Annotated in this window: 14 protein-coding genes; 7 read left to right on the forward strand and 7 right to left on the reverse strand. The window is 68.4% G+C overall.

What is annotated here, in order from left to right:
• Positions 1-93 precede the first annotated feature (93 nt).
• The 3 genes from HZU84_RS20900 to HZU84_RS04385 form a co-directional block, all read right to left on the reverse strand.
• Complete coding sequence (locus tag HZU84_RS20900) at positions 94-1,503, reverse strand: tetratricopeptide repeat protein (protein ID WP_149505050.1); 1,410 nt, start codon at positions 1,501-1,503, stop codon at positions 94-96.
• Positions 1,500-2,831, reverse strand: a complete 1,332-nt coding sequence (locus HZU84_RS04380; RefSeq protein WP_149505049.1) for an ATP-binding protein — start codon at positions 2,829-2,831, stop codon at positions 1,500-1,502. The genes HZU84_RS20900 and HZU84_RS04380 overlap by 4 nt, the downstream gene beginning before the upstream one ends.
• 87 nt (positions 2,832-2,918) lie before the next feature.
• On the reverse strand, positions 2,919-3,545 hold the full coding sequence (locus tag HZU84_RS04385) for a LysE family translocator (RefSeq protein ID WP_149505048.1): 627 nt from the start codon (positions 3,543-3,545) through the stop codon (positions 2,919-2,921).
• A gap of 104 nt (positions 3,546-3,649) precedes the next feature.
• Between HZU84_RS04385 and HZU84_RS04390 the strand changes: the two genes are divergently transcribed.
• Entirely contained in the window at positions 3,650-4,102 is a 453-nt protein-coding gene (locus HZU84_RS04390) for an Lrp/AsnC family transcriptional regulator (RefSeq protein WP_149505047.1), read from the forward strand.
• 82 nt (positions 4,103-4,184) lie between these two features.
• Positions 4,185-5,348, forward strand: a complete 1,164-nt coding sequence (locus tag HZU84_RS04395; RefSeq protein WP_149505046.1) for a glycerophosphodiester phosphodiesterase — start codon at positions 4,185-4,187, stop codon at positions 5,346-5,348.
• Here HZU84_RS04395 and HZU84_RS04400 read toward each other — a convergent pair.
• Positions 5,273-6,241, reverse strand: coding sequence for an alpha/beta fold hydrolase (locus tag HZU84_RS04400; RefSeq protein WP_244954372.1), 969 nt, complete (start codon positions 6,239-6,241; stop codon positions 5,273-5,275). The two genes, HZU84_RS04395 and HZU84_RS04400, sit on opposite strands and share 76 nt — an antisense overlap.
• Positions 6,242-6,250: 9 nt before the next feature.
• Complete coding sequence (locus tag HZU84_RS04405) at positions 6,251-7,315, reverse strand: M14 family zinc carboxypeptidase (RefSeq protein ID WP_244954371.1); 1,065 nt, start codon at positions 7,313-7,315, stop codon at positions 6,251-6,253.
• Between the two features lie 164 nt (positions 7,316-7,479).
• On the opposite strand from HZU84_RS04405, the gene HZU84_RS20440 reads away from it, so the two are divergent.
• The 3 genes from HZU84_RS20440 to HZU84_RS04415 all read left to right on the forward strand — a co-directional run bounded on the left by HZU84_RS20440 (position 7,480) and on the right by HZU84_RS04415 (position 9,523).
• Positions 7,480-7,611, forward strand: coding sequence for a hypothetical protein (locus HZU84_RS20440; protein WP_256365861.1), 132 nt, complete (start codon positions 7,480-7,482; stop codon positions 7,609-7,611).
• Positions 7,612-8,053: 442 nt separating this feature from the next.
• Positions 8,054-8,569, forward strand: a complete 516-nt coding sequence (locus HZU84_RS04410; RefSeq protein WP_149505045.1) for a methylated-DNA--[protein]-cysteine S-methyltransferase — start codon at positions 8,054-8,056, stop codon at positions 8,567-8,569.
• A gap of 84 nt (positions 8,570-8,653) precedes the next feature.
• A complete protein-coding gene (locus HZU84_RS04415) occupies positions 8,654-9,523 on the forward strand; it encodes an AraC family transcriptional regulator (protein WP_149505044.1) in 870 nt (289 codons plus the stop codon).
• A gap of 33 nt (positions 9,524-9,556) precedes the next feature.
• Here the strand turns inward: HZU84_RS04415 and HZU84_RS04420 are convergent, their stop codons facing one another.
• Together HZU84_RS04420 and HZU84_RS04425 are read right to left on the reverse strand one after the other, a co-directional pair.
• Positions 9,557-10,180, reverse strand: a complete 624-nt coding sequence (locus HZU84_RS04420) for a glutathione S-transferase family protein (protein WP_149505043.1) — start codon at positions 10,178-10,180, stop codon at positions 9,557-9,559.
• A gap of 53 nt (positions 10,181-10,233) precedes the next feature.
• Complete coding sequence (locus tag HZU84_RS04425; protein WP_149505042.1) at positions 10,234-10,539, reverse strand: YkgJ family cysteine cluster protein; 306 nt, start codon at positions 10,537-10,539, stop codon at positions 10,234-10,236.
• Between the two features lie 51 nt (positions 10,540-10,590).
• Between HZU84_RS04425 and HZU84_RS04430 the strand changes: the two genes are divergently transcribed.
• Together HZU84_RS04430 and HZU84_RS04435 are read left to right on the forward strand one after the other, a co-directional pair.
• Positions 10,591-11,226 carry a UPF0149 family protein gene (locus tag HZU84_RS04430; RefSeq protein WP_149505041.1) on the forward strand — a complete coding sequence of 212 codons (636 nt, stop codon included), beginning with the start codon at positions 10,591-10,593 and terminating at the stop codon, positions 11,224-11,226.
• Positions 11,227-11,332: 106 nt separating this feature from the next.
• The gene (locus HZU84_RS04435) at positions 11,333-11,524 is read left to right on the forward strand and encodes a DUF2061 domain-containing protein (RefSeq protein WP_149505040.1); all 192 of its coding nucleotides are present in this window, start codon (positions 11,333-11,335) and stop codon (positions 11,522-11,524) included.
• Positions 11,525-11,531 lie beyond the last annotated feature (7 nt).

Raw genomic sequence — 11,531 nt, forward strand, 5'->3', positions numbered from 1 at the left:
GCACCGCCTCCTGCTTGAATTCCAATGTGTAGCGCGCCCTCGGCGCAGCCTTCGGCTTCGTCATTTCCGCTCTCCTTGCTGACATTGCATCACTCAGCATGGGAGACGGTTTCTGGGGGCAAGGTCATACACCGGCAACTCCTCTTCACGACGGATCCTCAGCGCCGCCTCCAGATCCCCTCGCGCCTGCAGAACGCTAGCGATCTGACCCATCGTCACCGCCCGCTCGCGCACGTCACCCAGCTTCTCAAAAACCGGCAACGCCTCTTCCCGGAGGATCCTCAGCGCCTCCTCCAGATCCCCTTGCGCCTGCAGAATGCCCGCGATCTGACCCATCGTCGCCGCCCGCGAGCGCACGTCACTCAGCTTCTCGAAAACCGGCAACGCCTCTTTGCGCAAGATGCTCTGCGCCTCCGCCAGATTCCCTCGCGCCTGCAACATGTCCGCGATCTTGCTCATCGCCACCGCCCGCGAGCGCACGTCGCCCAGCTTCTCGAAAACCGGCAGCGCATCTTCCCGCATGAGCCTCAGCGCCTCCTCCAGATCTCCCATCGCTTGCAAAACGTCAGCGATCCGTCCGTGGATCACCGCGACTTCACGCTCATCCGCACGACGAACCTGGATCGGGAGGACCTTCTCGCGGTAAGTCAGCAAGGCCACATCCAGATCGCCCAGGGATTTCTTCGCATCCGCCCAGTGGGTCCAGGCTTCGGCCATCAGCCGCAGGTCGGCCATTCGATCCGCCATGGGCAGGAGGTCTTTCTCCAGCAGATCAATGACGGCCTGCCTTTCCCCCAATGAAGCCAGGAGGCGCGCCAGTTCCTCAAGCAGCGGTGCGCGCAAATCATCCGGAAGCGTCGTGGCACTGCCAAGCATCGAACGGATCTCGGCCACGCGTTGATACCGCTCCTTCATGCTGCGCGGATCGAAGGCCGACTGGACAAGACCTGCACTGGTCGTGGCATGTCGCTGGAGCTCCAGCAGGTCCGGCGTTTTTTCCTCGGCCGCGAAGCCATACACGCCGCCCCGCCATGCCCAGAGATCCGCTGCCTGCCGGGCAATGCGCGCAATGGCCTCTTCGTTCAGCCAGAACACCAGCCGTGCCCGCACCTGCACCGCCAGCCGCTCGCGCACCAGATTGAACGACTGCCACGCCGCGTCGTCCATCCAGACGCTGGCGCCGAGCAGGTGAATCACCTCATGGTCGCGCGCTGCCTCGATCAGACGGCTTTCCAGCGCGGACACATCACCCGCCACCGGCTCATGCAGCACGACTTCGACGCCGCGCAAGCCGACGCGCTGCTGCAGTTCCCCAAGTGACGCCAGCACCCGCGCCCTCAGCCGTTCATCGCGGCAGTCGACCATCAGCAGCTGGAACGCGGGGCCATGGATCAGCGTCTTGGCCAGCCGCTGGAACTCGACGAACAGCTCGGGAGGCAGATGCGCCGCGGCCGCGAGCCGCGCCTGCTCGGCGTCGAAGATCGGCCGGGCCGGCGTGTTCACGGCTTTCCCGGCGACGCGGTGGCTTGGCAGGCCTTCACATACCCGTCCAGCCGGCGCACCACCGGATGGCTGCGCCTCCAGCTGCCGTCGTTGTATTGCAGCAGCGCCAGCCGGTAGAGCAGTTGGCGCGTGCGCTCGTCGTTGCCGCCGTGGTTCTCGTCGTGGTCGAGCTGCACCAGCAGCGGGTAATCCTCGGGCTCCAGGAAATAGCGGTAGTCGGCCGCCAGCTGCGCCAGCGCCCGCTCGACGGTGGCGGCATCGATCCGATCGTCGGCATATTCGCAGCACAGCTTCAGCAGCCGCAGCAGCTCGCGCGGATGCCCGCCGCTGTGCTCGATCAGGCGGTGGATTTCAGCCTCGCTCGCAAACAGGCTCCGGTCGATGCGACGCAGCAGCAGCTCATGCAGCGCCGTCCAGCCCGCTTCGCACCGGCTGCCGTCGCGCTCCTGCAGCTTGATCATCGGCAGCACCAGATCGGCGTCGAGCTTGCCGGCGAGCTGGCCACCATACTTCAGGTGCAGCGGCGCGGTGTAGATGACAAATGCCTGGATCGACAGCAGCTGCTCGGCGTCCTGCACGAAGAAGCGCTGGGTGTCATCGCCACGCAGTTTGTCGATGCCGTCGAGCAGAAACACCAGCCGCTCGGCCTCGCCAGCCTCTTTCAGGACGGCCTCGGCGCGCCGGATCAACCCGTTGAAGGCCGACGCCACCGCGGTGAAATGATTGGCGATCTCGCGGCGCCATTCGGTCTTGGTCGTGGCATTGGTCTTGGCCGCGGCGGTGAAGGTCGCCAGCAGCTTCAGCAAGCCCGGCAAACCGCCACCCGCCTCGGCCACCGTCTTGATCTCGGCGCTGAGCTCGCGTCCGTCGCTGCGCGTCGTCACGATGCGCGCCATCGCCTGCTGCAACGGTGCCAGGTCGGCCTCGCTCAGGCGACAGCCCTTCGCGTCCAGATGAGCCACCAGCGTCTCGGCCATCGCCATCAGCGCGTCGGTGTACTGCAGGTTGTTCACGTCCAGCTTGTCCACCGCGTCGACCTCGATGACGCGGAAGCGCTTCGAGTCGTTCAGGCGCTGCGCGTACTGGCGCAGCTCGGTGGTCTTGCCGCTGCCGACATGGCCGAAGAACAGCACATGGCTCTGCCCTGGCGGAAAGAACTGGTTGGACGCCGGATCCCAGCCGATCTTGCGGGCCAGACGGGAAAACGTGCGCTCGCTGCCGCGAGCCGTCTGCGTGTCCACATACCGCGGATCACCTGCAGGCAGCGCCTCTTCATATTGAATCTTCTGCAGGACCTCGAGCAGATGTTGTGGCGGCTGATAAGGCATCGCGGGCTTTCCTGGGGCGAGGGCCCATTGTAGGAACAGCACCGTTTGCTTCGGCAGTTCACGCGCGCTTCGCGGCCCGCTGGGGACCTACAAGCAGGCGTGCCGCGCCAGCTGCTCGGCCAGCAGCAGCACCGCCACCGCGATCATCGCCACGCCCGACAGGCGACTGACCCGGCGTGCGGCCGCCGGCCGGGTGCGCAGCACCAGCCGCGAGGCCACCGCCACCAGCGAATAGACCACCGCGCAGTTGAGCATCTGCACCAGACCCAGCGCGCCGATCTGCAGCTCCACCGCCCAGGGCGCCTGCGCGCGGGTGAACTGCGGCAGCAGCGCCAGCATCAGCAGCAGCGCCTTCGGATTCATGCCGCTGACCAGAAAGCCGCGCCGCACCCAGTCCCGCGGACGATCCGCCGCCCCCTGCCCCGCTTCGGGCACCGCCGGATGGCGGATGACCTGCGCGCCCAGCCACAGCAGATAGGCCGCGCCGGCCAGGCTCATCAGCGTCAGCAGTTCCGGGTGCCGGGTCACCAGCGCGCCGACCCCGGCCGCCACCACCAGCGTGATCGCCAGATAGCCCAGCAGCATGCCGGCGATCGCCGGCGCGATGGCCCGCTCGCGCAGACCGGCGGCGATCGCGTACGCCCAGTCGGCGCCGGGCACCAGCACCAGCGAGATCGACACGGCCCAGAACGCGAGCAGCAGAGCGGCAGACATCGTGGCTTTTCCTTTCATCCTTGCCAGGGATCGTAGGAATTCCGGCCGGGAAAGTGCTGCCGATCTTTCCCGCCACGACGCGCATCCTGAGTAGAATTTTCTGCATGGACGCGATTGACCGGAAGATTCTTGCCGAGCTGCAGCAGGACGGGCGCATTTCCGTCACCGACCTGGCGCAGAAGGTGGGCCTGAGCCTGTCGCCCTGCCACCGCCGGCTGCGCGCGCTGGAGGCCGGCGGCGTGATCACCGGCTATGCGCCGAAGATCGACGCGGCGGCGGTCGGGCTGCAGTTCTCGGCGATCGTCTTCGTCTCGCTGCGCGACACCAGCGGCGAGAGCGTGCAGGCCTTCGAGGAGGCGGTGCTGGGCGTGCAGGCGGTGATCCGCGCCGAGCGCCTGTTCGGCGACCCGGACTTCATGCTCCATGTCGTGACCCGCGACCTCGGCGCCTTCCAGCTGCTGTACGACCGCGAGCTCTCCAGGCTGCCGGGCGTGCTGCGCCTGTCGTCCACCCTGGTGATGAAGAGCATCGTCGCGGACCGGCCGCTGCCGCTGTGAGCGGCTGACACGGCCGCTTCACCGCGCTGTCACCCCCGCTTTACAGAATCTCCGTCGACATCGACACACACGGAGACCCCTCATGCGCATCCGCATACGGATCCTGGTGGCCGCGGCCACGCTCTCGCTGCTGCAGGCCTGCGGCGGCGGCGACGACGACGCCACCCCGGCGCCCGCCGCCGCGCCCTACAAGACCCTGAGCGGCGCGGCCCCGCTGGTCATCGGCCACCGCGGCGCCAGCGGCGAGCTGCCCGAGCACACGCTGGCGGCCTACGAGCGCGCCATCGCACGCGGCGCCGACTTCATCGAGCCCGACCTGGTGCTGACCAAGGACGGCGTGATGATCGCCCGCCACGAGCCGATGCTCGACGACACCACCGACGTCGCGACCCAGTTCGACGCCAGCCGCAAGACCACGAAGCTGGTCGACGGCGTCTCGACCACCGCCTACTTCGCCAGCGACTTCACGCTGGCCGAGATCAGGACGCTGCGCGCGAAGCAGGCGCGCGCCGGCCGCTCCACCGCCTTCGACGGCCTGTACGAGATCCCGACGCTGGCCGAGGTCATCAACCTGGCGCAGACCGAGGGCGCCAAGGCCGGCCGCAGCGTCGGCATCTATCCGGAGATCAAGCACTCGACCTTCCACAAGGGCCTGTTCGGCGCCAATGTCTTCGAGGACAAGCTGCTCGCCACGCTGCACCCGATCTACGGCAACAGCGCGAGCGCGCCGGTCTTCATCCAGTCCTTCGAGGTCTCGAACCTGCAGTACCTGCGCACGAAGACGAAGATCCGCCTGGTGCAGCTGATCGACGCCGACGATGTCAAGGACGACGGCTCGATGTCGCTGGTGGCGCCCTACCGCCAGCCCTACGACTTCGTGGTGTCGGGCGACACCCGCCAGTTCTCCGACCTGCTGACCAGCTCGGGCCTGGACTTCGTCAAGACCTACGCCGACGCGATCGGCCCGTGGAAGCCCTATCTGGTCAAGACGGTCAACGATCAGGTCGACCGCAATGGCGACGGCAGGATCACGATCAACGACCGCCGCGTCGACGGCAGCACCGGCGTGATCGAGATGGCGCATGCCAAGGGCCTGATGGTGCACACCTGGACCTTCCGCGACGACGCCAGCGGCTACGGCTTCGCCGACCCGAAGGCCGAGATGCAGTACTACATGAAGCTCGGCGTCGACGGCGTCTTCACCGATTTTCCCGCCACTGGCGTGGTGGCGCTGAAGGGGCTCTGAGCACAGGCGGGCGAGGCGCTCGCCTGCTGGGCCAGGAAGCCGCCTGCCTCGGCGGCCACCCAGTCCGGGTCGTCCAGCGGCAGGTCATGCCCAGCTTGAGGATGCTCGAGCAGCGGTACCTGCCAGGCACGGGCCAGCCGACGACTGCAGGCGGGATCGACCAGCCGGTCGCCAGCGCCGGCCAGCAGCAGCAGCGGCACCGGCGGCGCCTGCTCCGGCGCATGAAAGCGCGCGGCGGCCAGCAGCTGGCGCAGCGCATTGCTGTGGCGCACCGGCCAGGCCTGCTGCCAGCCGACCCAGTCGTCCAGCAGCGCCTTCACCCCGGGCGAGTCGGCCGCAATGCGGCTGGTCAGCGCCAGGATGGCCGCTTCGCGCTCGGGCAGGGACATCAGGCCGAGCTGGCTGCGCAGCAGCACCGGCCAGGCGCGCGGCCGCAGGCGCTGCCAGAAGGGATTGAGCGGCCGCACACTGGTGTTGATCAGCACCATGCCGGCCAGCTCGCCGGGATGGCGCTGCGCCCAGGCGATGGCCACCATCGCGCCCAGCGACATCGCCAGCAGATGCAGCGGTCGACCGCCCAGGCCTGCCGCGCCCAGCTGCGCGCGGACCTGCTCGCGCAGCGGCTCGACCATGTCCTCGACCCGGCTGGCGCAGGTCTGCAGATGCGCGCGGCCGTTGCCCGGCAGATCGGGCTTCAGCAGCAGAGGCCGCTCGCCCGACCAGGCCCGCGACAGCCGCGCCGGGAAATCGCCCCAGTGGCGCGCATCGCGGCCCAGCCCGCGCAGCAGCACGCAGACCGGCGCCGTGCCTGATACCGCCACCGAGGCACCCGCCGAAACCCGCTCAGGCCAGCGTGACGCCATCTCGCTCAGATCCATCATCGATCGCCTCATGATCGGGATTCACGTTCGGGATTCATGCTCGGGATACCAGTGGGCCAGCGCCGCGCGGCGACAGCGTTCGCGCTCGGCGCCCTGCGGCAGCCACAGCGCATGGCCGCTGGCCGCCCGGGTCAGGAAATCCAGCCAGCCGATGTGGCGGCGCAGCACGCGCTGCTGCCGGTGCGCGATCAGCGGGTTGAACAGGCCGTCGCGCGAGAAGAGCTGGCGCGGGTTCTTGCGCACCCACAGCCAGGAGCCCATCTCCAGCGTCAGCGACAGGAAGACCGCGCGGGCGTCGCGCGCCTGCGCGCCCAGGCTCAGGTGATCCCACAGGTCGCCGTGCGCGAGGTAGAGCCGGCTCTGCGGCTCGAAGACATAGGGGTGATGCACCTGGCTGGCATCGAGCAGCGCCTTCAGCGCATGCAGCTCCGGCAGCCACTCGATCGGCTCGCGCCGGCAGGCGTACGGAAACCAGATCCGGTCATGCAGCCCGAAGCCGGAGTGGCAGTCCACCGCCAGGCTGAAGGGCCGGCCGAGCAGTTCCTGCTCGACCACCTCGCACAGCGCCTGGCTCTCGGCCTGCATCGGCGCACCGGCCGGGCCGCGGTACCAGGGCAGGGCCGCACTCAGGCGCTGGCCGCCGACCAGGAAGGGCACCCGGCCGACGGCATCCTGCGGCGCGTTGCGCATCAGGTCGACGCCCTGCGGATTGGCGCGCGTGCCCAGCCACAGCCCGCCCGGATTGACCAGCGGCATGAAGACCAGCCTGAGCGACTCGAGCTGGCGCTGCTGCACCCGGTCCCAGGGCAGGCGGCTGACCAGTGTGCGCAGATAGGCCAGCACCACCTCGGCGCCAATGCGCTCCAGGCCGTGCACGCCGCCGAACAGGCCGACCGCCGGCGCCTGCGGATCCTCGCTGCCCATCGTCACCACCGGCACCGGAAAACGGCGGCCCGCCACCTCGACCTCGCAGGCGGTGCGCACCCGAACCCAGGGGCCGGCCTCGGCAATCAGCCGCTCCAGCTCGACCAGCGCAGCCAGCTCCAGCCGCGCTGCCTGCCGATGGACCTGATCTGCTGCCGTCACTCCGCCCTTTCCGTGCTGCTCGTTCGCGCAGCTTCTTCTGTCGTCTTCGGGTCGGACAGGCTAGCAACCGGAAATGACAGAACCGCGACAGCTCGAACACGTCACGGCGCTGACACCGGCGCCCGCCACGATCGCGCCTTTCCCCACCCGCCCAGGAGCCCGCCATGACCCGCGCCCGCCTGCCTCTCACGATGCGCGTGCTGACCCATCCGCTGCTGATCCTCGGCGCAGCGGCGCTGGCCGGCGCCGTGGAGATCTTCGCCCTGTGGAAATGTCGCCGCCAGCGCCAGCGCTGAGCTGTGGACAAGTCGAAAAATGCAGCAGGCTGCGCGGCCGTTCTTGCGATCGAGTCCTGTGGACAAGTCTGTGTATAACTCTGATGATCGTGTGCACAAGCATGATATTTCCTGTGGACAAGTTGATCTCCTGAATCGAGTCCTCAGATTTTTTATCCAATTTAATCAATGACTTGCCATCAAGTCCCCGGTTTTTCTGGACAAGTCTGTGCATGACCTGAAGAGAAGCTGTGCACAGCTTCGATGATCTGACGGTTTCTGGCTCACCTCCTTGTGATGGCCTGTGGATAAATCTGTGGACAAGATTGTGGAGAACTGAGCCTCGCCGCTGATCTTCATGCGCAGAACGCCGCACGGCGGCCCGCTGACGACAGGCCGCCGTGCTGTGGATAAGATGCCGTCGCCCCCCTGCCTTTCCGACTTTTCGACCAGGAGCGACGACATGGCGACCCCTCTGCCTTCCCTGTTCTGGACCGAGCTGGATACCCCGCTCGGCACGATGATCCTGGCGGCCCGCGGCCGGGATGAGCTGGCCGCACTGGCCGGCGCCTGGTTCGTCGGCCAGCGCCATTTCGACGGACCGCAGACCGGCTGGCAGCGCGACGATGAACACCCGCTGCTGCGCGAGGCGGCCACCCAGCTGCACGACTGGCATGCCGGCCGGCGAATCGACTTCGACCTGCCGCTGGCGCCCGAAGGCAGCACTTTCCAGCAGAGCATCTGGCAGGCCCTGAGCCGCATTCCACATGGCCGCACCTGCAGCTACGGCGAGCTGGCCGCCGCGGTCGGACGCCCGGGTGCAGCCCGGGCGGTGGGGGCGGCCACCGGACGCAATCCGCTGTCCATCCTGGTGCCCTGCCACCGGCTGGTCGGGCGTGACGGCGCCTTGACCGGCTATGCCGGCGGCCTCGCGCGCAAGCGCCAGCTGCTCGCCTTCGAGGCCGCCACAGGGCGCTGATTCCTCCTCGGAGCCCCATGGGGACGATTGATCAATAATTCAGCCATTTTCTTGATTCCTGTTCTGGCTTCAACCCCAGGAAAAATGGCTCTGAACGATCGTCTGGCAGCGCTTCTGCCCTGTTTTCCGCTGCGCGCCGGGCCGCTGTCCGCCCTGGATCTGTCCCAAGGGTCGCGGGTGCTGGCCGATTCGGGCCGTCTGCACCTGCTGCTGCGCGGCCCGGTGCAGATCGAGGGCGATGGCGAGGATGCCGAGCGCCTGCCGCGCGAGCAGTGGCTGCAGCCGGTGCTGGTCTGGCTGCCCGCCCCCGCCCGCCACCGGCTGATGCCGATGAGCGACCAGCCGATGCAGGTCTTCGATGTGCCTGTGGATTTCGGCGAATCCGGGCTGAATCCGCTGCTCGACGCACTGCCGCACCGGCTGGTTCTGGCGCGGCGCGATCTGCCGGCCGCGATGAGCGCCACGCTGGCCCTCATCGTCGAAGAAGCCGAAGGCCAGGGCTGCGCGCACGTGGCGATGCTGTCGCGGCTGGTGGAGGTGCTGCTGCTGCAATGGCTGCGCCACCAGCTCGACCGCATGCGCGGCGGCAGCGGCAGCCTGCTGGCCGGCCTGAGCGATCCTGCGCTGCGCCCGGTGCTCGATGCGATCCACCGCCAGCCGGAGCATGCCTGGTCCCTGGCGGAACTGGCCCGGCTGGCCGGCCTGTCGCGCACCGCGCTGGCCGAGCGCTTTGCCCGTGTCGTCGGCCAGCCGCCGGGCGACTATCTGCTGGACTGGCGCCTGCGCCGCGCCCGGCTGCTGCTGCGCGAGGGCCTGGGCGTGGCCGAGGTGGCCACGGCCGTCGGCTATGGCTCGGCCGCGGCACTGACCCGCCTCTTCAGCCAGCGCCTGGGGCAGGCTCCGGCGCGCTGGCGGCGGGAGCAGGCCGTCCGCTCCAGGGTGTCAGCACAGTGACGCGCAACAACTGAGATCGCGCCTCACGCGCGCTCACATCCCGGCCTTCGCGCTCGGCCGGGCGGCGACGCGGTCCCGCCAGGCCTGAAGGTTGGGCAGACCCTGCTCGCCGGGCTGCCAGCGCATCAGCCCGCGCACGAACTCGATCGCGCAGAAGGCGGTGATGTCGGCGATGCTGAAACGATCGCCGGCCCACCACGGGCGCGTCGCCAGTTCGGCATCGAAGACCTGGGCGAACTCGCGCAGCTTGCCGGCCTGCGCCGTAGCGAAGTCCGGAAACTGCGGCTGCTCCAGCGGCGCCAGGCCCGGATGGCCGTGGCGGATCCAGTTCGCGATCGGCAGCAGCAGGTGGAACTCGGCGCGGCGGTCGTGCATCTCGATGAAGGCCCGCTCGTCGACATCCGAGCCCATCAGGTTCGGCTCGGGGTGATGGCCCTCGATCCAGGCACAGATCGCGCGGGTCTCGCCAAGACAGCGGCCGTCGTCGAATTCCAGCACCGGCACCCGGCCGAAGGGGCTGCGCGCCAGCAGCTCGCCCGAGCGGTTGGCAACGCCATCCAGAGCGACCTCGACCGTCTCGATCTCCAGGCCTTTCTCGGCCAGGAACATGTGGACGCGGCGCGGGTTGGGCGCGCGGCGGGTGGTGTGCAGTCTCATCGCGGGTCTCCTCGGTTCGGAACTCACAAGCATGAGGGCGACCTCAGCCCGCGTCAGTCCGCTGCGCGACGCCCCGGCAGCTCATGAGCCGGAGCCGGGTTCGTCTGCGGACAGGTCTGATCCTCCAGATGCCCGAGCCAGCGCAGCGCCTGCTCGCGGCTGCTGCCGCACATGTCCTCGTCCGGCTGCAGGCCGCCGCAGACCGCCGGGCGCTCCGGTCGGCCGAAGAGGCGGCAGCGCAGTTCCTCGTCGAGCTGCACGCAGGGCACGCCCGCCGGCTTGCCGTCCGGCATGCCGGGAATCGGGCTGGAGATCGAGGGCGCGATGCAGCAGGCAGCGCAGCGAGGACGACATTGCATGATGACCTGATCGTGCCACACTGCGGCCTCCCCTTCAGCGAGGCCCTTCACGTGAAATTGCCCCAGTACAACCCTGCCGTCGACAACCCGCCGCTGACCGAGCAGGAGATGGACGAGCTCGACGAGCTGCTGTCCTTCATCGAGGCCGAGGATGCGGTCGCCGACATGGAAAGCCTCGACGGCTACCTGACCGCACTGCTGCTGTCGCCCGCGCTGCCCGAGGCCGATGTCTGGGTCACGCGCGTCTGGGGCGGCCAGGATCCGGCGAAGGCACCCTTCGGCAGCGGCAAGCAGACCAAGAAGGTCGCCCAGCTGGTGCTGCGTCATCTGGCCTCGATCGACCGCCAGCTGCGCGCCGATCCGGAGACGCTGGAGCCGCTGTTCGGCATCGCCGAAGTCGAGGCCGAGGACAGCGACGAGGTGCAGGAGATCGTCGATGCCGAGCTGTGGTGCATCGGCTTCCTGCAGGGCACGGCCATGACGCCGGAGCACTGGAACCGCATCTTCGATGACGCCGAGCTGGCCGACGCGCTGACCCCGATCGTGCTGCTCGGCAGCGATCCCGAGACCCTGACGCCGCAGCAGCAGGAGCTGGTCGGTTCGCCGGAAGGCCGTGACACGCTGAGCCGCCAGGTGCCGGACGCGATCGCCGAGCTGGCGCGCCACCCGCTCTGCGCCAAGGCTTGAGCATATCTATCGCAGCCATTTGATAGTCTCATCCAATGATGCAGGTCGGCATGGGAAGATGCCTCCATCGCCATCCCGCCCGCATCACCAGGACAAGGAGACCCTCATGGCCAAGTCAGCGACCTTCGGCGTCATGCACATCGGCATCGCCTTCGGTGTCAGCTACTCGCTGACCGGCAGCTGGACCATCGCCGGCGCAATCACCTTCGTCGAACCGGTGGTCAACACCGTCGCGCACTACTTCTTCGACCGCTGGTGGAACCGGCGCGAGGACAGCGGCGAGATCGTCGCCGCCTGAGGCCACC

Source organism: Sphaerotilus sulfidivorans (assembly GCF_013426975.1).
Classification (GTDB): domain Bacteria; phylum Pseudomonadota; class Gammaproteobacteria; order Burkholderiales; family Burkholderiaceae_C; genus Sphaerotilus; species Sphaerotilus sulfidivorans.

Bases quoted from the DNA above. Each gene is read 5' to 3' on its own strand.
- HZU84_RS04380 (WP_149505049.1), bottom strand. From the start codon at position 2,831: ATGCCTTATCAGCCGCCACAACATCTGCTCGAGGTCCTGCAGAAGATT.
- HZU84_RS04385 (WP_149505048.1), bottom strand. From the start codon at position 3,545: ATGTCTGCCGCTCTGCTGCTCGCGTTCTGGGCCGTGTCGATCTCGCTG.
- HZU84_RS04390 (WP_149505047.1), top strand. From the start codon at position 3,650: ATGGACGCGATTGACCGGAAGATTCTTGCCGAGCTGCAGCAGGACGGG.
- HZU84_RS04395 (WP_149505046.1), top strand. From the start codon at position 4,185: ATGCGCATCCGCATACGGATCCTGGTGGCCGCGGCCACGCTCTCGCTG.
- HZU84_RS04400 (WP_244954372.1), bottom strand. From the start codon at position 6,241: ATGAGGCGATCGATGATGGATCTGAGCGAGATGGCGTCACGCTGGCCT.
- HZU84_RS20440 (WP_256365861.1), top strand. From the start codon at position 7,480: ATGACCCGCGCCCGCCTGCCTCTCACGATGCGCGTGCTGACCCATCCG.
- HZU84_RS04410 (WP_149505045.1), top strand. From the start codon at position 8,054: ATGGCGACCCCTCTGCCTTCCCTGTTCTGGACCGAGCTGGATACCCCG.
- HZU84_RS04415 (WP_149505044.1), top strand. From the start codon at position 8,654: ATGGCTCTGAACGATCGTCTGGCAGCGCTTCTGCCCTGTTTTCCGCTG.
- HZU84_RS04420 (WP_149505043.1), bottom strand. From the start codon at position 10,180: ATGAGACTGCACACCACCCGCCGCGCGCCCAACCCGCGCCGCGTCCAC.
- HZU84_RS04425 (WP_149505042.1), bottom strand. From the start codon at position 10,539: ATGCAATGTCGTCCTCGCTGCGCTGCCTGCTGCATCGCGCCCTCGATC.
- HZU84_RS04435 (WP_149505040.1), top strand. From the start codon at position 11,333: ATGGCCAAGTCAGCGACCTTCGGCGTCATGCACATCGGCATCGCCTTC.